The sequence below is a fragment of the Virgisporangium aurantiacum genome, from assembly GCF_016863635.1.
Lineage (GTDB): Bacteria > Actinomycetota > Actinomycetes > Mycobacteriales > Micromonosporaceae > Virgisporangium > Virgisporangium aurantiacum.
In genome coordinates, this window is record NZ_BOPG01000012.1 from 354,543 (window position 1) to 373,759 (window position 19,217).

The following is a 19,217-nucleotide window of genomic DNA, read 5'->3' on the forward strand; positions in this document are numbered from 1 at the left end:
TTCGCGCTCACCGCTGCTAACGTCGTGCCGAAACTTCCGGCAACCCCCACTCGAGGTTTCGATGACGCTGCCGACAAACGGTGCCGCTTCTCCGACGATCGCGACGATCGCCGGCGAGGTCGGCGTCTCGGTCACCACCGTGTCCAAGGTGCTCAACGGCCGCGCCGACGTCGCGCCGGAGACGCGGGCGCGGGTCGAGGCGAGCCTGCGCCGGCACCAGTACCGGCGGCGCACCCGGCGGCAGCCCGTCGGCACCGCGCAACTCGACGTCGTCTTCCACGAGTACGCCTCCGCCTGGGCGATGGAGATAATCCGCGGCATCGACGCGGTCACCACCCCGGCGGACGTCCAGATAGGACTGTCGCATCTGGACGGTCAACACCGGCCCGACCAGCGCTGGCTCGACGGCGTGCTCGCCCGCCGTCCGCTCGGTGTGCTGTTCGTGCTGTGCACCGTCACCGACGCGCAGCGGCACCAGCTGGAGCGCCAACGGATCCCGTTCGTGGTGGTCGACTCCGACAGCGCCACGTCGGCCGCCGTGCCCACCGTCGGCGCGAACAACTGGAACGGCGGCCTGCTCGCCACGCGTCACCTCATCGGTCTCGGCCACCGGCGGATCGCGATCATCGCCGGCCAACGGGATGTGCTGTGCAGCCAGGCGCGCCTGGCCGGCTTCCGGTCCGCGCACGACGAGGCCGGCCTACCCGTCGACCCGGAACTGGTGCGCCACGGCAACTTCTTCGTGGGCGGCGGCTTCGAACACGCGATGGAACTGCTGACCGGTCCCCGCCGGCCGACCGCCGTGTTCGCCGGCTCCGACATGCAGTCGGTGGGCGTCTACCGGGCCGCCCGCCGGCTCGGCCTGCGCATCCCGGACGACCTGTCGGTGATCGGGTACGACAACCTGCCCGTCGCCGAGTGGATCGGACCGGCGCTGACCACCGTCAACCAGCCGTTGCGCGACATGGCCGGCACCGCCACCCGGATGCTGCTCGACCTCGCCCGCGGCGTCGAACCGGCGACCCGTCGCATCGACTTCGTCACCGAACTCGTGGTCCGCGAGAGCACCGCGGAGGTTTCCTGAGATGGCGCTCTTCGACCTGCCGCTGCCCGAGCTGCGCCGCTACTCCCCCGACGTCCCCGAACCCGCCGACTTCGACGCGTTCTGGAAGGCGAGCATCCCCGACGTCCCCCCGCTCGACGACGTGCGGCCGGAACCGACCCACCTGCGCCTGGTCGACACCTGGGACGTCACGTTCACCGGGTTCGGCGGCGTGCCCGTGCGGGCCTGGTACACGCGCCCGGCCGGTGTCGACGACCCGCTGCCGGCGGTGGTCGAGTACCTCGGCTACGGGCGCGGGCGCGGGCTGCCGCACGAGCGGCTCACCTGGGTCACGGCCGGGTACGCCCATCTGCTCATGGACAGCCGGGGCCAGGGGGACCAGTACGGAAACGGCGGCGACACCCCCGACCCGCACGGCGGCGCGCCCGGCGGGCCCGGGCCGGTGACCCGCGGCATCCGCACGCCGCAGGACTACTACTACCGCCGCCTGATCGTCGACGCCGTCCGCGCGGTGTCCGCCGTCCGGGCGCTGCCCGGCGTCGACCCGCGACGCGTGGCGGTGGTCGGCAACAGCCAGGGCGGCGGGCTGGCCCTCGCCGTCGCCGGGCTGGTGCCCGACCTCGCCGCGGTGCTCGTCTCGGCGCCGTTCCTGTGCCACGTCCAGCGGGCGATCGAGATCACCGACGCCGCACCGTACGGCGAGATCGTCACATACCTGTCGGTGCACCGCGGGGCCGAGGCCGCCGTGCGGCACACACTGTCCTATGTGGACGGCGTGAACTTCGCCCGCCGGGCGAACGCGCCGAGCCACTGGGGCGTCGGCCTGCGCGACACCGTGTGCCCGCCGAGCACGGTGTTCGCCGCGTACAACCGCTACGGCACCGACGACCGCACCATCGAGGTGTACCCGTTCAACCACCACGAGGGCGGCGAAGCCGTCCACGCACAACGCCAGATGGCCTGGCTCACCACGCGTCTCATCTGACCCTCCCGCGATCGTGGAGTGGACACCACGCGGTGAGGTACGTAAACTATTTCTTACGTACGTCAGGAGGAGATGAGCGAGCCGCCCCATGAGCATGCACGGTGACGAGTTGGTCCGGTTGCTGACCGCCCTCGCCAGCCCGCAACGGCTGCGGATCCTCGCGGCACTGGTCGGGGGCCGGCGTTACGTGACGGAGCTGGCCAGGCAGGTCGGATTGAGCCGGCCGCTGGTGCACGCGCACCTGTCCAAGCTGGCCGCGGCCGGCCTGGTCACCAGTGAACTGGAGCTGGCCGAGGAGGGCCACGGCATCCGGTACGTGCAGGTCACCCCGTTCGTGCTGCACCTGACCCCCGAGCTGATCGCCGACGCGGTGGCGACACTGCCGGAGAACGACAAGGAGAAGACATGACGTGGCAGGAAGCGGTGATGGGTGCGTCCGGGATGGCGTTCGTCCTGGTCATCACCGTCGTGCTCATCATGCAGGGCGCGGCGACCTGGCGGGCCCGCATGACGGTGGCGCGCGAGGAGGCGCACCGCCGGCTCAGCGAGGACGCGATAAAAGCGCAACAGGAGACCGCGGCGAAGCTGGAGAAGGTGCTGGCCGAACTCGCCGTGATCCGGGAGAAGACATCGGCACTGGAGCGCGCGCTCGCCGAGGTGGGTGAGCCGTGGCAGCCGACCCGGTGATCGAGGTCGACTCGCTGACCAAGCGGTACGACAAAACGACCGCGGTCGACGGGCTGAGCTTCACGGTCACCGGCGGCAGCGTGGTGGGACTGCTGGGCGCCAACGGGTCCGGCAAGACCACGACGATGCGGATGCTGCTCGGCCTCGCCGCGCCGACCACGGGTCGGGCGACGATCGGCGGCCGGCCCTACGCGGCGATCCCGCACCCGGCGCGGGAGGTCGGCGCGGTGCTCGACGCGGCCCAGTTCCACCCTGGGCGCACCGGCCGCAACCACCTGCGCGTGTTCGCGAAGGCGGCCGACGTACCCAAAACCCGTGTCGACGCATTGCTCGCACAGGTCGACCTGGAGGACGCGGCGCGGAAACGGGTCGGCAAGTACTCCCTCGGCATGCGGCAGCGGCTCGCCCTGGCCACTGCCCTGCTGGGCGACCCGCGGGTGCTCGTCCTCGACGAACCCGCCAATGGCCTCGACCCGCACGGCATCCGCTGGCTGCGCGACTTCCTGCGTGCCCAGCGCGACGAGGGACGCACGGTGCTGCTGTCGAGTCACGTGCTCGCCGAGGTCGCCCAGGTCGTCGACCACGTGGTCGTGCTCGCGAAGGGTCGCCTCGTCGCACAGGGCGCCGTCGACGAGATCGCCGGCACCGGCACGCTCGAAGACGCGTTCCTCAAACTCACCGGGGACACCAGATGACACTCGGCGCCGAGCTGATCAAACTGCGCACCGTACGGGTCCCCTACGCCCTGCTCGCCGTGGCCCTCGCGTTCGGTGTCGCGCTCACGGTCGCGATCGCCCTGACCAGCGAGCCGGCCGAACTGGCGAGCGAGGTCGGCGCGCGGCTCACGCTGTCGACCGGTGGGAACATGGCGGGGATCATGGCCCTGCTGCTCGGGATCATCGCGTCCGGCGGCGAGTACCGGCACGGCACGATCCTGCCGACGCTGTTCGTCACCCCCGACCGGGGCCGGGTCGCGCTCGCCAACGCGGTCGCCAGCGCCACGGTCGGCGGCCTGATCGGCGCGGTGGCGGTGGTCGCGACCGGCGGCGTCGGCCTGGGACTGATGGCGGCCCGCGACGTGACGGTCGGTCTGTCGGACGCCCAGCTCGTCGGGATCGCCGTCGGCGGGGTCGCCTTCCCGGCGCTGTCGGCCGCGTTCGGGTCTGCTCTCGGGACGCTGGTGCGCAGCCAGGTCGCCGGCCTCAGCATCGCGTTGCTGGCGCTGTTCGTGGTCGAACCGGTGCTCACCGAACTGGTCGACGGCTACCAGCGGTACTCGCTCACCGGCGTGCGGGTCGCCCTGATCGGCGGCGACGCGGAGGCGGCCGGCGCGGCGGACGGTGGCCTGCCGCCCGCCTGGCTCGCCGCCGTCCTGTGGACGGGCTACACCGTCGCGCTGGTCACGGCCGCGACCGCGGTCGCGAGGCGGCGCGACGTCTGAAAGCGACGTCTGAAAGCGACGTCTGAAAGCGACGTCTGAAAGCGACGTCTGAAAGCGCGCCTGAAACCGGCGATCCGCCGCGAAGGCGCCCGCAATGTCCCTATCGTGAGCCGTGGCATCAGATCCGATCCTCGGTGCGGCGCTGCCGGTCCACGTCGGGCGGCAGCCGATCTACCACCGCACCGGCGACGTGGCCGCCTACGAGCTGCTCTTCCGCGCCGACGCGGGAGCCGTCGAGGCGTCCGACCGCAGCAGCTTCGCCACCAGCCGGGTGATCGTCGCGGCGTTCAGCGACTTCGGGGTGGAGGCGCTGGCCGGCAACCACCCGTGCTTCGTCAACGTCACCCGCGAGTTCCTCGTCGGCGACCTGCCGCTGCCGTTCGAGCCCGGCCGGGTCGGCATCGAGGTGCTCGCCGACATCGAGGTCGACGACGCGGTCCGCGACGGCGTGGCCGCGCTGGCGCGGCGGGGTTTCCAGATCGCGGTGGACCAGAGCGGCACCCGGCCCGGGCAGGAGGCGCTGCTCCCGTACGCCACCCACGCGAAGATCGACATGCTGGTCGACGACGAGGCGACGATCAACATCGCGCTCAGCCGGTGCGCGCTGTACCCGCACGTGCAGCTGATCGCGGAGCGGCTGGAGTCGCCGGCGGCCGTCGACACCGCCACCGCGCTCGGGTTCCAGTTGCTGCAGGGCCACGCTCTCGGGCGTCCCCGCGCATTGACCGCCACGGCGCTCGGACCGCTCCGGCTGCGCCGGATCCACCTTCTGGTCGAACTCAACAAGGCCGACGTCGACCTCGACCGCGTGGTCTCGATGGCGCAGACCGACCCGGGCCTGGCCCTGCGGGTGCTGCGGCTGGTCAACTCGGCCGCGAGCGGCACCCGGCGGACCGTGTCGTCGATCGCCGAGGCCGTGATGCTGCTGGGCACGCGGCAGTTGCAGCAGTGGGTCACGTTGATGGTGATCGCCGACATCACCGAGGGCGACGAGGCGGCCCTGACCTCGGCCGCCACCCACGCCCGGCTCTGCCGGCTGGTCGCCGAGCGGCGACGGCTCAACGGCGACACCGCGTTCACCGCCGGCCTGCTCGTCGCGGTCAGCGACCTGTTCGGGCTGCCGGTCGCCGATCTGGCGGCCGAGCTGCCGCTGGCCGGGGAGCTGCGCGAGGCCCTCATCACCGGGACCGGTGCGCTGGCGGACGTGATCGGGACCGTGCACGTCTACCGCGCCGGGTACGCCTTCGACGGCGAGATCACCGCCGACATGCTCGACGCGATCCGCTGGAGCAACGCGATCCCGGCCTGAATTCGACGATTATCGACGACAATTCGACAATACGTCGATCGAATTGGTTCCAGTCAATGTCGTGCTATCGTGTCCGCAATCCGGCCCTCCCCCCGGTTCAACCTGTCGACGCAGCGTCAGGACCGGGAGGACCGCGCACCCGGCTCCGGCGTTGCCCCGCCCCCGGGAGCCCGCCATGTTTCCCACCCCCGCCCTCAATGCCCGGCGGCATTGGTTTCTCCGCGCGCTGACCATCGCCGCCGTCCTCACCCTCCTGCTCACCAACGTGTGGGTGGAGCGCGCGTCGACGCACGGAAACGTGCAGAGCCCGGCCTCCCGGAACTACGGGTGCTACGAGCGGTGGGGATCCAACCACCTCGACCCGAACATGGCCGCCACCGACCCGATGTGCGCACAGGCCTGGCAGGCCGAGCCCGCCGCCATGTGGAACTGGAACGGCCTGTACCGCAACGGTGTCGGCGGCAACCACCAGGCCGCCGTGCCCGACGGCCAGTTGTGCAGCGGCGGCCGCACCGAGAGCGGCCGGTACAACGCGCTCGACGCCGTGGGCCAGTGGCGGGCGACCGAGATCGGCAACAACTTCTCGATCCGGCTGTTCGACCAGGCCAGCCACGGCGCCGACTACATCCGCGTGTACGTCACCAAGCAGGGCTTCAACTCCCTGACGACGCCGCTCGGCTGGGGCAACCTCGAACTCGTCGCCCAGATCGGCAACACGCCGGCGAGCCAGTGGCAGGCGGTCACCGGCGGCGTGCAGATCAGCGTTCCGGCCGTGGCGTCGGGCCGCACCGGGCGGCACATGGTCTACACCATCTGGCAGGCCAGCCACATGGACCAGGCCTACTACTTCTGCAGCGACGTCCGGTTCCCGGGTGGGGCGGCCGACCCGCCGCTGCCGGGCCCCGGCCCGGACCCGGATCCCGATCCGGGCACCGGTGGCTGCACCGCCACCTACACCACCGCGTCGCAGTGGTCGAACGGCTTCCAGGGCGATGTCAAGGTGACCGCCGGCTCCACCGCCATCACCGGCTGGACCGTCAACATGACCTGGCCCGGCAGCCAGACCGTCACGCAGGTGTGGAACGCCACCGTCACCAACAACGGATCCACGGTGCTGGCGAAGAACGTGGGGTGGAACGGCAGTCTCGCGGCGGGAGGCACGGCGTCGTTCGGCTTCCTCGGCAGCACCAACAGTTTCAACAACGTCCCCACATTGGCCTGCAACGCGACCTGATTCCACCGCGGGGCCCGCGCGTGCGGGCCCCGCATTTTGTCCTCAACCCGGGAGCCGGTGCGCCGATCAGGTCGGCATGGCGACGCTGTTCAGGCGGGGCGGACACGAGCCGCCCCAGGTTCCGGAGGCCGGCATCCCGGTCGACCGGATCGTGGCCGAGCGCCTCGTCACCGCCCACTTCCAACCGATCGTGCACCTCGACACCCGGGAGGTGGTGGCGTTCGAGGCGCTGGCGCGGGGCCCGGCCGGTACCGTGCTGGAGCGTCCCGACGCGTTGTTCGCCGCGGCGGCGTCGGCCGGGCTCGCCTGGGAACTGGACACGATCGTCCGGGTGGCGGCGTTCCGGGCCGCGCTCGACGCCGACCTCCACCCGTCGGTGTCGCTGTTCGTCAACGCCGACCCGGCCAGCGTCGGCCGTCCGGTGCCGCCCGAACTCGTCGGCACGCTCGCCGAGGCGCTGAGCCGGTTGCGCGTCTTCCTCGACATCTCCGAACGGGCGCTGGGCTCCAGCCCGGCCGCGACGCTCATCGGCATCGAGCGGGCCCGGTCGACCGGCTGGGGCATTTCCCTGGACAACGTCGGGCTCACCGCGGACTCGTTGGCGCTCATGCCGTTCGCGCGTCCCGACGTGGTCAAGGTCGACGTTTCTCTGTTGCACGGGGACGGGCACCAGCGCGCTCCGCGCGTCCTCGGCGCCGTGACCGCCCACCGCGAGCGGACCGGTGCCGTGACCCTCGCCGCGGGCATCGAGACGGCCGAGCACGTCCGGACGGCGCGGGCGCTGGGCGCCTCCTACGGACAGGGCTTCCTGTTCGGACGCCCGGAGCCGCTGCCCAAGCGCACCCGCAACCCCGTGCACCCGCTGCCGCTCATCGACAGCCTGCCGCCGGTCGAGGCCGACGACACCCCGTTCCTGGTCGCCTGCGCCCACGGCCGCGCCGCGCCGGCGCCCCGCGCCGTCATCGAGGCCCTCGCCGACGACCTCGAACAGCGGGCCGCCCTCGACCAGGACCCGCCCGTCTTCCTCGCCTGCCTGCCCGCCCAGCACATGATGTCCGGCGGCCCGCTGGCGTTCCTCGAGGTGATCGCGCGGAGTGCGAGCTTCGCGGCGGCACTGTGCGCGGAACCGCCCCGGCACCTGCCGCCGGGTGCGCTGATCCACGCGCTGGACGCCGCCGACCCGCTGCGGGCCGAGTGGGTCACGATCGTCATCGACCCGCACCGGGCCGTGCTGCTGGCCGCACGCGGCGACGCCGAGGACGGGACGATGTCGTTCCGCCTGACCTACGACCGGTCGGTGGTGGTGCGCGCCGCCCGGATCCTGATGCGCCGGATCACGACGTAGTTCTGTACACCGTGAACACGAAGTCGGGGCACACCATCTGGCAGGCGGTGCACCCGGTGCAGCCCGGCGTGAGCTCCGGGTACCGGTAGCCGATCTCGTTCACCGTCGACGACATCACGAGCACGTCGGGCGGGCAGGCGGCGATGCACAGCTCGCAGCCCTTGCACTTGTCGACGTCGATGACGAGCGTGCCGCGGGAGGTCTTCACTCCGGGAACACCCCTTTCCGCTTGAGGGCGGAGACGGCGTTGGCAGCCGTCAGGTTGATGTGGTCCAGGGCCGCCCGGGCGGCGGCGTCCGGGTCGCCGGCGCGCAGCGCCTCGTACTCGGCGCGCAGGGCGGCGCGCTCGGCCGGTAGCGCGTCCTCGATCGCGAAGCGCGCCGCCGCCGGCACCAGGCCGCTGAACGTGCGCAGCAGCGCCCGCAGGTGGTTGCCGGCGGCCGACACGTTCACCACCCGCCGGAACTCGCGGGCCAGGCCCTCGAATTCGTCCACTGTGGACGCCCGGTCGAGCGCGTCGTCGAGCTTCGCCAACGACTCCAGCACCGCCGGGTCGGCCTTCGCGGCCGCGCGGCGGTTGGTGAGCGCGCTGAGCATCGCGTACAACTCGAACGCCTCGAACACGGTGTCGGCGTCGAACCCGGCCACGAACGCGCCCTTGTAGTGCGGCATGCGCACCAGGCCGTCGCGTTCCAGGCTCATCAGCCCCTCCCGCACCGGAACCCGGCTCACGCCCAGCGTGGCGGCGACGCCGTCGATGTCAATTCGGTCGCCGGTGCGCAGCGTCCCGTCGAACAGCAGGCCGAGGATGTGGTCGGCCACCGCCTCGCTCGTCTTGGTACGGATCAAAGTCACGGGGTCACCAGTTCGCCGATCGGATACGCCTGCTCCATCGTGCCGCCCTGGTAGTTGGCGCCCTCCGCCGCGGGTACGAACCACCCGGTCGGGCACATCGTGAGGATCTCCACCAGCCCGAAGCCCTTGCCTTCGAGCTGCACCTCGAACGCCTTGCGCAGCATGCGTTTCGTCTGCTGGACCCCGGCCGCGGTCGACACGGCGCCCCGCGCCACGTACGCGGTGCCGCGCAGCTTCGCGACGAGGTCGGCGACCGGCACCGGGTAGCCGTGGGTCTCCGGGTCGCGGCCGTCGAGGCTGGTCTTCGTGCGCTGCCCGATGACCGTGGTGGCCGTCTGCTGGCCGCCGGTGTCGCCGAACACGCCGTTGTTCAGCATCACGCAGGTGACCTTCTCCCCGCGCGCCGCCGCGTGCAGCACCTCCTGCAGCCCCTCGTTGGCCATGTCGCCGTCGCCCTGCAGCGTGAACACCGCGCAGTCGGGCCGCATCCGCTTGATGCCGGTGGCGCACGACGGCGCGCGGCCGTGCAGGCACTGGAGCACGTCGACGTCCATGATGCGGACGAAGCTGCCGTAGCAGCCGTGCCCGACGACGCCGATGGTGCGCTGCACGATGTCGAGGTCCTGCAGCACCTCCAGCAGCAGCCGCAGCGCCACCGGTTCCCCGCAGCCCGGGCACAGCGAGTGCTCGCCCAGCAGCAGCGACGGCTTCGGCGCCGCGACCAGCTTCCCACCCACCGGCGGTTGACTCGTGTCGATGGTCATCGGGACGCCTCCAGGATCAGGTTGCGGAGCACCGGCGCGTCGAGCAGTTCCCCGTACGCCAGCCCGGACTCGGCGATGCTCACCCCGCCGATGAACCGGATCGCCGACCGGTCGGCCGCGTGCATGCGCACGTCGTCGAGCATCTGGCCGGCGTTGAGCTCGAACACCAGCACCCGCTTCGCCGTCCGGGTGGCCTCGGTGAGCGCCGCGCCCGGGAACGGCCACAACGTGATCGGCCGGAACCAGCCGACCTTGTGCCCCTCGGCGCGCAACTCACGCACCACGTACTCGACGAACTTGGCCGCGCTTCCGAACGCCACCACGACCGTCTCGGCATCGTCCACATCGGACTGTTCGTGCAGCTGCTCGGCGTCCTCGATGGTCTGGAACTTCGTGGCGACGGCCCGCCAGTGGCGGTCGGGGCCCGGCCCCGGATCGGTGGCCTTGCCCATCGCCCAGGTCCAGATCTGGCGCGAGCGGCCGGTGCCGCCGCCGCTGCCGTCGAGGGCCCAGTCCTTCGGTGGCAGCGGCCCGAAGTCTCGCTTGCGGATCTCGACGCCGACGCGCGTCTGCGCGATCAGCGGGTCGCCGTAGAGGATCACGGGTGCGCGGTACCTGTCGGCGAGGTGGAACAGCCGCTGGGTGTGCTCGACGGCCTCGGGAACGTCCTTGGGCGCCAACGTGATCGTGCGGTAGTCGCCCCAGCCGCCGCCGCGCGTGCACTGGAAGTAGTCCTGTTGGTTGCGCGCCATGTTGAAGACGACCATCGGCGTCTCGTTGAGGGCCGCCTCGGCGATGGCCTCCTGCATCAACGCGATGCCCTGCCCGCACGAGCCGGTGGCGGCGCGCGCACCCGTGGCGGCCGCGCCGATCGCCATGTTGACGCCCTCGATCTCGCTCTCCGCGTTGATGAACACGCCGCCGGCCGCCGGCAGCTTGTGCGACATGTTCTCCAGCAGGCCGGTGAACGGCGACATCGGGTAGCCGGCGAAGAACCGGCACCCGGCCGCGATTGCCGACTCCGCGATCGCCGCCGACCCTTCAAGAAGCTCCATGACCGGCCTCCAACGCCTTCCTGTTCGCGGGCGCGTGCTGGCGCCGGTAGGGCGGCAGCAGTTCCTCCATCGCCGCGGCGAGAGCCTCCGGCTCCACCATCCGCGCGACCGCGTTGTACGCCCCCAGCAACACGAACCCGATCGCGTTCGGCGCGCCGACCTTTTTCGCCACGGCCGCGGCGTCGATCGTGTGCACCTCCATGCCGTCGGGCAACGCGGCCGGGTCGACGAGCGGAACGTTCGCGATCACCGGACCACCCGGCCGCAGCCGGGCGAGCACGGGTTCGCTGAACCGGTGGTGCGCGACGATCGCCGACCACGCCGAGGCGAGCACCGGCAGCGCGTGCAGCGGCCCGTCCCCGACGACGACGCTGGCCTTCGACGGCCCGCCGCGCATCTCACCGCCGTAGTCGGCGGACAGCATCGCGTGCAGACCGGCCCGGGTGGCGGCCAACGCCAGCGTCTTGGCCAGCAACTGGATCCCCTGCCCCCCGATACCGGTGACGATGACCTCGCGCTCCACCGCCCACCCCCTCTCGCCGCCCGCCGCCGCTGCTTGCCGCCGCCGCTTGACACCGTTTAGATATTGAATACAAAATTCAACCCGAGGGCAAGAGGAGGTCAACCATGCGCGCGGCCGTCCTGCACGGGTTTGGGAAGTTGGTCGTCGACGAGGTGGCGGATCCGGTGCCGCGGCCCGACGAGGTGGTCGTCGACGTCACCTGTGTGCAACCGAGCGTCACCGAGTGCGGGCTCGTCCTCGGCGAGCCGATCGCCATGCACGCGCAGCTCGCGCGGGCGCTCGCCGACGGGCCGGTGCGGTTCGGCGGCCACGAGTTCTGCGGCGTGGTCAGCGAGGCCGGCGCGGACAGCGGGGTTGCGGTGGGTGCGACGGTCACGGCCGTCGAGACCATCCATTGTGGACGCTGTGCGGCCTGCCGCCGCGCCCGACCCGACGCCTGTGCGCGTCCCGAGTTCATCGGGTTCACCCGGCCGGGCGCGTTCGCCGAACGGGTCGCCGTGCCGGCCGCCAGCGTGGTGCCGGTGCCCGCGGGGGTCAGCGCCTCGGCGGTCGCCGCCATCCAGCCGCTCGCCGGGGCGATCCACGCCCACGCGGAGGCGGACATCAGGCCCGGCGAGAGCGTGCTCGTCATCGGCGCCGGGGTGATGGGCCTGCTGGCGATCCAGGTCGCGCGGCACGGCAACGCGGGCGTCGTCATCGTCGCGGGCCGCAGCCCCGCCAAGCTCGCGCTCGCCGAACGCTTCGGCGCCGACGTCGTCCTCGGCGCCGACGCCGACGTCCGCCGGGCCGTCCGCGACGCCACCGACGGCATCGGCGCCGACGTGGTCATCGAGACCGCCGGCGGCCCGCCGGAGGCCGGCCTGGCGGGCGTCGCGACGCTCGACCTGGCGGCCCGGTGCGTGCGCCGGGGTGGACGGATCGTCATGGTATCCGTGCTGCCGCAACGGTTCGAGGCACCCGTCGGGCTGCTGCGCGAGCGCTCGGTGGCGCTGCTGCACCCGCGCTCCGGCGCCGGCGGCTACTCCCCCGCCGCGAGCGTGTTCGAGTACGCGCTGCGGCTCGTCGCCCGCGGCGACGTCGACGTCGAGTCGCTGGTGACCCACCGGCTACACGGGATCGACGCGCTCCCGGAAGCCGTGGAGATGACGGCGAACAAGGCCGCGCACGGCGCGATCAACCCGGTGCAGGTGGTGCTTCCCTAGCGCGCAGGGCGGCCTTGTCGACCTTGCCGCCGGTGCCGAGCGGGAGTTCCGGGAGCACCACCACGTACTCGGGCCAGTCCTGTTTGGACACTCCGCTGGCGGCGAGGTGCGCGCGGAGGTCGTCGAGGTCCAGCGGACCGCCGTCGCGGGTCACCAGGTAGGCGCAGGCGCGTTCGCCGAGGATCTCGTCGGGGACGCCGACGACGGCGACCTGGGCCACCCGCGGATGGGTGCCGACGGCCGCCTCCATGGCGGGGGCGCTGACGTTGTGACCGCCGCGGATGATGAAGTCGGCCGCGCGGCCGGCGATCGTGAGCCAACCGTCGTCGTCCAGCGCCGCCAGGTCACCGGTCAGCAGCCAGCCGTCTTCGCGGAACAGGCGGGCGTTCGCGTCGGGGTCGTCGACGTAGCCGGGCGTGCAGCCTGGACCGCGGACGCCGAGTTGCCCGTCGGCGCCGAACAGGCGTACCTCGGTGCCGGCGACCGGGCGGCCGACCGTGCGCAGGCGGCGCTCACGCGCGTCCCGGATGGTGGTGACCGAGATGGGGCCGGCCTCGTTGGAACCGTAGAACTGGAGCACCGAGCACCCGGTGCGGCGCTCGAACTCGGCGGCGCGCTCGTACGGGACGCGCTCGCCGCCGGTGAACAGCACCCGCAGCGACGACAGGTCCGCGTCCGCCATCGCCGGATGGTTGAGCAGCATGACGAACTGGCTCGTGACCGCCGCGAGCACGGTGACGCGGTGCTCCTCGATGAGCCGCAGCGTCCCGCCCGCGTCGAACTCCTCCGTGAGCACGGTCGGGAAGCCGTACATGGCCGGCACGATGTGCGCGCTCCACAGCCCGAAGCCGTACGGCGCCGGGAGAACGCTCGCCATCACCTCGTCCGGGCCGAATCCGGCCGCCGCGGCGGCGAGCGGGCCGAAGTACTTGCGGACGTTCATCGTCTGCCCGACGCACTTGGGCAGCCCGGTGGTGCCCGAGGTGGAGTTGATGAAGAAGAGGTCGTCCGGGCCGAGTCCCTCCACAGTGGACTGTCCGGAGGGGACGGTGGCGAGATCGAGTTCCAGGTGGCGGACGCCGGCCCGGGCCGCGATCTCCTTTCCGGGACGCCCGCGGTGCTCGCGCCGCGTGGCGAGCGCGACGGCGCCGGTGTGCCGCACGACATGCGCCACCTCCGCGTCCCCCGCCCGGGGGCCGAGCCCGACGGTCACCAGCCCGGCCTTCTGCGCGGCCAGGTACGCGACGTGGGTGAGCGCGCCACCGGTCAGCAGCACGGCCAGCCGGTCGCCGCGCCGCCAACCTGCGTCGACGTATGCGGTGGCCAGCCGGCTCGACAGGTCGTCGTACTCGCCCCAGGTGAGGGTGGCGTCGGGTGCGTGGAAGGCGATCGCGTCGGGTGGGTTGCGGCGCACGAGATCCGTGACCGTGCGGGCGTCCCAGTGACCGGCGGCCGTGTGCCGGGCGATCGTCGCGTCGTCGAACTCAGGCACCGGCGCCACCGTCCATCCGGAGCACGGCGCCGGTGGCGAACCGCGCCTCCCGCGAGCCGAGGAAGGCGATCGCGGCGGCGATCTCCTCCGGATCGGCCACCGGCGGGTCGACCAGCGCGCGGCCGTGGGCGAGCAGGTCCGGGTCGGCGTCCGGCACCGGTCGGATCGCCTGACGCATCGGCGTGTCGATCGAACCGGGGCACACGCACGCGAACCGCACGCCCGCCTTGGCGTACTCGACGGCGAGCGACCGGGTCAGCGCGACCAGCCCGCCCTTGGACGCCGAGTACGCCGCGCCGTACCGCCAGCCGCGCACGCCGGCCAGCGACGCGACGTTCACCACCGCGCCCCGGCTCTCGATCAGGTGCGGCAACGCCGCCCGGATGACGAGGAACGGCCCGGTGAGGTTGACGGTCAGCAGCCGGTGCCATTCGCTGAGGTCGACGTCGGTGGTGTGCCCGAACGAGGCGACGCCGGCGGCGTTCACGACCAGGTCGAGGCGGCCGGCCCATTCGACGACGCTGTCGACCGCCGTCCGGACGGCGGCCTCGTCGGTGACGTCGACCTCGATGTCGAGGCCGGCGGAGCCCAGCCGGTCGCCGATGCCGTTCGGCGTGATGTCGGCGCAGGCGACGAGCGCGCCGTCGTTGGCGAGGCGCATCGCGGTCGCCATGCCGAGTCCGGAGCCGGCACCGGTGACGAGTGCGACCCGTCCGGCGTACCTCATTCCTTTGGGCTCCGTTGTGCATCACGCATCGTCCGGGCGTCGTGGCCGGCGAGCGCGTCGATGCCGACCTCGGCGTTGTGCGCGTGCGCGACGTGGTGCAGCCCGAACACCGAGTCCATGCCGGCGTGCAGGCCCATCAGGTCCTCGGCCTGATTCACCGCGCGCTTGGTGAGGGCGAGCCCGAGCCGCGGCATCTTCGCGATCCGTCCGGCGATGTCCAGTGTGGACGCTTCGAGGTCGGCCCGCGGCACCACCCGGTTCAACATGCCCAGTTGATACGCGCGGGCCGCGTCGACCCGCTCGCCGAGGAACAGGAACTCCTTCGCGAACCGGGGACCCATCACCCACGGGTGGGCGAAGTACTCGACGCCCGGGATGCCCATCCGCACCACGGGATCGGCGAAGAACGCGTCGTCGGCCGCCACGACGAGGTCGCAGCACCAGGCGAGCATCAGGCCACCGGCGACGCAGGCGCCCTGCACGCTCGCGATCGTCGGCTTCGGGATCTCCCGCCAGCGCCGGCACATCCCGAGGTACACCTCGGACTCGCGGGCGTACCGGCTCTCCGCACCCGGCTTGCCGACGTGGTCCCACCACATGCCGGCCCGGCGCGGGAACGACGTGTCGATGTCGCGCTCCGGGGTGCCGATGTCGTGCCCGGCCGAGAAGTGGTCGCCGGCGCCGGCGAGCACGATCACCTTGACCGCGTCGTCGTCGCACGCGGTGCGGAACGCGTCGTCGAGCGCGTAGGTCATCGCCGAGTTCTGGGCGTTACGGTAGCGGGGCCGGTTCATGGTGACCACGGCCACCGGCCCCTCGGTCCGGTACTCCACGACGGTCATTGGACCTCCAGGTTCAACGCGCGGGCCAGGCGCGTGAGGTGTGCGTCGAGGTCGCAGGTGGCGGCCAGCGCCCAGGCCCGCTTGGCGTACAGGTGCAGGTCGTACTCGACGGTGTAGCCGATCGCGCCGTGGCACTGGATCGCCCGGCGCGCGACGAACCGCGCGGCGTCGACCGCGGTGACGACGGCGGCGGAGACGTCGCGTTCCCGTGTTCCGGTGGCTGTGGCTGTGGCTGTGGCGGTGGCCCACGCCGCCGCGTACACCAGCGGTTCGGCGAACTCCAGCTGCAGCAGCGCGTCGGCGAGGTGGTGCTTGACCGCCTGGAAGCTGCCGACCGGCACGCCGAACTGCGTCCGCGTCGTCACGTGGTCGACGGTCAGGTCGAGCATCCGCCGGCCGAGCCCGAGCAGTTGCGCGGCGGTGGCGAGGTCGGCCCGGTCGCGGACGAGCGCCACCAGGTCGGGGTCGTCGGTGACGACCTCGCCGGGCGCGTCGTCGAGCAGCCGGGCCGCGCGCGACCCGTCCACTGTGGACACGTCCGTGCCGGTGACCGGTCGCACCACGGCGGCCGGGCCGGTGAGGTCGAGCACCAGCGACGCCCGGCCCGCCCACGGCACCGGCCCGTCGGCGCGCCGCACCGCGACCCAGGTGTCGCCGGCCAGCACGCCCGGGGCTTCGAGCCCCGGCCACGCGGCCGCCGCGAACAGGGGTGCGGCCACCGCGGCCGTCTCGGCAACGGGCAACGGCACCGCCGCGTAGCCCACCTCGATGAGCACCGGCACCAGGTCCACATCGGACAGTCCGAGGCCGCCGTTCTTCTCCGGCACGGCCATCCCGGGTACACCGAGCTCGATGAGCGCCGCCGCCACACCGTCGACGGGTCCGCCCGTCCACGACGATCGCACCACCGCCGGCGGGCAGGTGTCGGCGAGTACCTCTCGGACCGCGTCGCGCAGGGCGAGCTGGTCGTCGGTCAGCGCGAACCGCATCACCGGCTCCTGGGCAGCCCGAGCAGGCGCTCGGCCACGATGTTGCGCTGGATCTCGTTGGTGCCGGCGTAGATCGGACCGCTGAGGCTGAACAGGAACCCGCGCGCCCACGCGTCGTCGCGTTCGGCGTCGGGGCCGAGCAGTTCCAGCGCCGTCTCGTGCAGGGCGACGTCGAGTTCGGACCAGTGCAGCTTGGTCAGGCTCGACCGGGCACCGGGCGACCGGCCCGCCAGCATGGCGTCGACCTCGCGCGCGGTGAACAGTTCGTACGCGCGGGCACCGAGCCAGGCCCGCACCACGCGGTCCCGCAATCGAGGGCCGGCGTTCGTGGAACGGGCCAGGTCGACCAACCGCTGTGCCGAGGCCAGGAAGCGGCCGGGCGAGCGCAGCGTCAGCCCGCGTTCCGAGCCCGTGGTGGCCATCGCCACCCGCCAGCCCTCGCCGACGCCGCCGAGCACCACGCCGCCCGGCACCGCGTCGTCGGGCAGGAAGGCGTCGTCGAAAAACACCTCCGCGAATCCCTCGTCGCCGTCGAGCCGGCCGAACCCGCGCACGGTGACGCCGGGCGTGTCCAGCGGCACGAGCAGATAGGTCAGGCCCTTATGACGCGCCGAGGACGGATCGGTGCGGAACAGGCCGAACAGGTGGGTGCAGAACGCGCCGCGCGTCGTCCACGTCTTCTGGCCGTTGAGCCGCCAGCCGCCGTCGACCCGTTCGGCGCGACTGGTGATGGACGCCAGGTCGCTGCCGGCGCCCGGCTCCGACCAGCCCTGGCACCACAGGTCCTCGGCCGCGGCCATCCGCGGCAGGAGAACGTCGCGCTGCTCGTCGGTGCCGAACTCGAACAGCGTCGGCGCCAGCAGGAAGATCCCGTTCTGGGTGACGCGTTGCGGCGCGCCCGCCGCGTAGTACTCCTCCTCGAAGACCAGCCACTCCCACAGCGACGCGTCGCGCCCGCCGTACGAGTGCGGCCACGACACCACCGCCCACCGCGCCGCGAACAGGTCGCGTTCCCACTCGAGGTGACGGGCGAACCCGTCCCGCGTGTCGCCCGACGGCAACGACGCGGGCACGTTGGCGCTCAGCCACGCGCGCGCCGAGGCCCGGAACGCGGCCTCGGTGGAGGTGTCGGTCAGATCGATCACTTGCCGAACTCCTCGCGCACCTTGTCGGCGACGCCCGACAGGTTCAGCTCGAACGTGAACCCCTGCTCGAACCGGTAGCTGCGGCGCACGTCCCACGGGTCGATCCCGTTGAGCGACTCCTTCGCGGCCCGGATCACGGTCGGGTCCTTGGCGGCGATCTCGCCGGCCACCGCGAACGCCGCGTCACGCAGTTCGGCGCGCGGCACCACCCGAAGGACCGACCCGTACGCGTGCAGTTCGGCCGCCGTCGCGGTCGCCGACGTGTACATCATCGCCCGCATCCGGTGCTGCGGAACGAGCCGGGACAGGTGCGTCGCCGCGCCCAGCGCGCCCCGGTCGACCTCGGGCAGCCCGAACGTGGCGTCGTCGCTGGCGACGATGATGTCGGCGTTGCCGACCAGGCCGATACCGCCGCCGAGGCAGAACCCCTGCACGGCCGCGATCACCGGCACCGGGCACTCGTACACCGCCGCGAACGCGGCCGCGCACCCGCGGTTCACGCCGATCAGCGCCGAGAAGTCGGTGGCCGCCTGCAGTTCCTTGATGTCGACGCCGGCGTTGAACCCGCGTCCCTCGGCCCGCAGCACAACGACCCGCACCGCCGGATCGGCGCCGAGTTCCCCGAGCGCGGACGCCAGCCGGAACCACCCCGCCACCGGCAACGCGTTCACCGGCGGGTTGTCCATGACGACCTCGGCCACCCCGAGTTCGTCCACAGTGGACGTGATCATTGACTCTCCCCGACGAAGAAGGTTGCCCAACCGCGTACCGCCAACGTGCCGTCCTGCTTGTGACAGAACAGTTCCAGGTCGACCATCGGGTCACCGTCCACCGTGTACTCCCGCTCGACGCGGCCCGAGCACGAGACGGTGTCGCCCGGGAACACCTGCGCGGCGAACCGGACCTTGAAGCGGCGCACCGCGGCGGCGCCCAGCCAGTCCGTCGCCCACGTCGCCATCAGCCCGGCCTGCAGCATGCCCAGCGACAGCGGCGCCGGCAGCCCGACCGACGTCGCGAACGGCTCGTCGTGGTGGATCGGGTTGAAGTCGCCCGACGCGCCCTGGTACCTCACGAGATCGGTGCGGGTGAGCGGCCCGACCACCAACGGCTCCGGGACGTTCACGTCTCCACCCCCGTCAGGGTCGCCGACGCCACGAGGGTGCCGCTTTCGTCGCGGAACTCCGTCACCATCACGGCGAACGTGAGCGTCCCGTTGCGGCCCTGCTTCTCGTAGACCTCGGTGATGCGCGAGGTGCCGACGAGTCGTTGCCCGGCGCGCGGCGGCGGGCCGTGGAACACGAACTCCTGCTCGGCGTGCAGCCCGCGGCTCTGGTCCATCGCGACGGCCGTCCACGGGTCGGATGCCCCGGTCTGCCAGAAGAACGCGGTGGTGAGGAACGTCGGCGGGATCACGGGTCCGTCGACTGCTGGTTTGTCGCCGAGAGAGGCGACGGAGGACGACCGGACGGCGCGGGCGAATTCCCGTATCTTCCCGGCTTCCAGGTCCATCACGAACGGTTCACCGGTGGTGCCGACGGCGGCGGAGTCGACCACGAAGT

23 protein-coding genes are annotated in these 19,217 nt (G+C 72.2%); 10 read left to right on the forward strand and 13 right to left on the reverse strand.

Annotated elements, in window-relative coordinates:
• Positions 1–61: 61 nt before the first annotated feature.
• The 9 genes from Vau01_RS10430 (at position 62) to Vau01_RS10470 (ending at position 8,064) form a co-directional block, all read left to right on the forward strand.
• Positions 62–1,084 carry a LacI family DNA-binding transcriptional regulator gene (locus tag Vau01_RS10430; protein WP_203989897.1) on the forward strand — a complete coding sequence of 341 codons (1,023 nt, stop codon included), beginning with the start codon at positions 62–64 and terminating at the stop codon, positions 1,082–1,084.
• Position 1,085: 1 nt separating this feature from the next.
• Positions 1,086–2,048, forward strand: coding sequence for an acetylxylan esterase (locus tag Vau01_RS10435; RefSeq protein WP_203989910.1), 963 nt, complete (start codon positions 1,086–1,088; stop codon positions 2,046–2,048).
• An 88-nt stretch (positions 2,049–2,136) separates the two neighbouring features.
• Positions 2,137–2,457 (forward strand): ArsR/SmtB family transcription factor, encoded by a 321-nt coding sequence (locus Vau01_RS10440; RefSeq protein ID WP_203989911.1) that lies wholly within the window; start codon positions 2,137–2,139, stop codon positions 2,455–2,457.
• Positions 2,454–2,735: a hypothetical protein gene (locus Vau01_RS10445; protein WP_203989912.1), complete on the forward strand. Its 282-nt coding sequence runs from the start codon at positions 2,454–2,456 to the stop codon at positions 2,733–2,735. The genes Vau01_RS10440 and Vau01_RS10445 overlap by 4 nt, the downstream gene beginning before the upstream one ends.
• Complete coding sequence (locus Vau01_RS10450; RefSeq protein ID WP_203989918.1) at positions 2,717–3,430, forward strand: ABC transporter ATP-binding protein; 714 nt, start codon at positions 2,717–2,719, stop codon at positions 3,428–3,430. Before Vau01_RS10445 ends, Vau01_RS10450 begins: the two co-directional genes overlap by 19 nt.
• Entirely contained in the window at positions 3,427–4,176 is a 750-nt protein-coding gene (locus Vau01_RS10455) for an ABC-2 transporter permease (protein WP_203989920.1), read from the forward strand. Before Vau01_RS10450 ends, Vau01_RS10455 begins: the two co-directional genes overlap by 4 nt.
• A 112-nt stretch (positions 4,177–4,288) precedes the next feature.
• A complete protein-coding gene (locus Vau01_RS10460) occupies positions 4,289–5,485 on the forward strand; it encodes an EAL and HDOD domain-containing protein (RefSeq protein ID WP_203989922.1) in 1,197 nt (398 codons plus the stop codon).
• A gap of 175 nt (positions 5,486–5,660) precedes the next feature.
• A complete protein-coding gene (locus Vau01_RS10465; RefSeq protein ID WP_203989929.1) occupies positions 5,661–6,719 on the forward strand; it encodes a lytic polysaccharide monooxygenase auxiliary activity family 9 protein in 1,059 nt (352 codons plus the stop codon).
• 76 nt (positions 6,720–6,795) lie between these two features.
• Positions 6,796–8,064 (forward strand): sensor domain-containing phosphodiesterase, encoded by a 1,269-nt coding sequence (locus Vau01_RS10470; RefSeq protein WP_203989931.1) that lies wholly within the window; start codon positions 6,796–6,798, stop codon positions 8,062–8,064.
• On the opposite strand, the gene Vau01_RS10475 is transcribed toward Vau01_RS10470, so the two are convergent.
• From Vau01_RS10475 to Vau01_RS10495, 5 genes are read right to left on the reverse strand one after another with little or no spacing between them, the layout of a single operon-like run.
• Complete coding sequence (locus Vau01_RS10475) at positions 8,054–8,272, reverse strand: 4Fe-4S dicluster domain-containing protein (RefSeq protein WP_203989933.1); 219 nt, start codon at positions 8,270–8,272, stop codon at positions 8,054–8,056. The genes Vau01_RS10470 and Vau01_RS10475 overlap by 11 nt on opposite strands.
• Positions 8,269–8,919, reverse strand: coding sequence for a GntR family transcriptional regulator (locus Vau01_RS10480; RefSeq protein ID WP_203989935.1), 651 nt, complete (start codon positions 8,917–8,919; stop codon positions 8,269–8,271). The genes Vau01_RS10475 and Vau01_RS10480 overlap by 4 nt, the downstream gene beginning before the upstream one ends.
• Positions 8,916–9,683 carry a thiamine pyrophosphate-dependent enzyme gene (locus Vau01_RS10485; protein ID WP_203989937.1) on the reverse strand — a complete coding sequence of 256 codons (768 nt, stop codon included), beginning with the start codon at positions 9,681–9,683 and terminating at the stop codon, positions 8,916–8,918. Before Vau01_RS10485 ends, Vau01_RS10480 begins: the two co-directional genes overlap by 4 nt.
• Positions 9,680–10,738, reverse strand: a complete 1,059-nt coding sequence (locus Vau01_RS10490) for a thiamine pyrophosphate-binding protein (protein ID WP_203989945.1) — start codon at positions 10,736–10,738, stop codon at positions 9,680–9,682. Before Vau01_RS10490 ends, Vau01_RS10485 begins: the two co-directional genes overlap by 4 nt.
• Positions 10,725–11,261, reverse strand: coding sequence for a 2-oxoacid:ferredoxin oxidoreductase subunit gamma family protein (locus Vau01_RS10495; RefSeq protein ID WP_203989954.1), 537 nt, complete (start codon positions 11,259–11,261; stop codon positions 10,725–10,727). The genes Vau01_RS10490 and Vau01_RS10495 overlap by 14 nt, the downstream gene beginning before the upstream one ends.
• Positions 11,262–11,365: 104 nt before the next feature.
• On the opposite strand from Vau01_RS10495, the gene Vau01_RS10500 reads away from it, so the two are divergent.
• Positions 11,366–12,463, forward strand: a complete 1,098-nt coding sequence (locus tag Vau01_RS10500; protein ID WP_203989960.1) for a zinc-dependent alcohol dehydrogenase — start codon at positions 11,366–11,368, stop codon at positions 12,461–12,463.
• On the opposite strand, the gene Vau01_RS10505 is transcribed toward Vau01_RS10500, so the two are convergent.
• From Vau01_RS10505 to Vau01_RS10540, 8 genes are read right to left on the reverse strand one after another with little or no spacing between them, the layout of a single operon-like run.
• Positions 12,435–13,955, reverse strand: a complete 1,521-nt coding sequence (locus Vau01_RS10505) for a class I adenylate-forming enzyme family protein (RefSeq protein ID WP_203989962.1) — start codon at positions 13,953–13,955, stop codon at positions 12,435–12,437. The genes Vau01_RS10500 and Vau01_RS10505 overlap by 29 nt on opposite strands.
• Positions 13,948–14,682 carry an SDR family NAD(P)-dependent oxidoreductase gene (locus Vau01_RS10510; protein ID WP_203989963.1) on the reverse strand — a complete coding sequence of 245 codons (735 nt, stop codon included), beginning with the start codon at positions 14,680–14,682 and terminating at the stop codon, positions 13,948–13,950. Before Vau01_RS10510 ends, Vau01_RS10505 begins: the two co-directional genes overlap by 8 nt.
• Positions 14,679–15,524, reverse strand: a complete 846-nt coding sequence (locus Vau01_RS10515; protein ID WP_203989965.1) for an enoyl-CoA hydratase — start codon at positions 15,522–15,524, stop codon at positions 14,679–14,681. Before Vau01_RS10515 ends, Vau01_RS10510 begins: the two co-directional genes overlap by 4 nt.
• A complete protein-coding gene (locus Vau01_RS10520) occupies positions 15,521–16,513 on the reverse strand; it encodes an acyl-CoA dehydrogenase family protein (protein ID WP_203989967.1) in 993 nt (330 codons plus the stop codon). Before Vau01_RS10520 ends, Vau01_RS10515 begins: the two co-directional genes overlap by 4 nt.
• Positions 16,513–17,655, reverse strand: a complete 1,143-nt coding sequence (locus tag Vau01_RS10525; protein ID WP_373320227.1) for an acyl-CoA dehydrogenase family protein — start codon at positions 17,653–17,655, stop codon at positions 16,513–16,515. Before Vau01_RS10525 ends, Vau01_RS10520 begins: the two co-directional genes overlap by 1 nt.
• Positions 17,655–18,389, reverse strand: a complete 735-nt coding sequence (locus Vau01_RS10530) for an enoyl-CoA hydratase family protein (protein WP_203989977.1) — start codon at positions 18,387–18,389, stop codon at positions 17,655–17,657. The genes Vau01_RS10525 and Vau01_RS10530 overlap by 1 nt, the downstream gene beginning before the upstream one ends.
• A complete protein-coding gene (locus Vau01_RS10535) occupies positions 18,386–18,781 on the reverse strand; it encodes a MaoC/PaaZ C-terminal domain-containing protein (protein WP_203989978.1) in 396 nt (131 codons plus the stop codon). The genes Vau01_RS10530 and Vau01_RS10535 overlap by 4 nt, the downstream gene beginning before the upstream one ends.
• Complete coding sequence (locus Vau01_RS10540) at positions 18,778–19,212, reverse strand: FAS1-like dehydratase domain-containing protein (RefSeq protein WP_203989979.1); 435 nt, start codon at positions 19,210–19,212, stop codon at positions 18,778–18,780. The genes Vau01_RS10535 and Vau01_RS10540 overlap by 4 nt, the downstream gene beginning before the upstream one ends.
• Positions 19,213–19,217 lie beyond the last annotated feature (5 nt).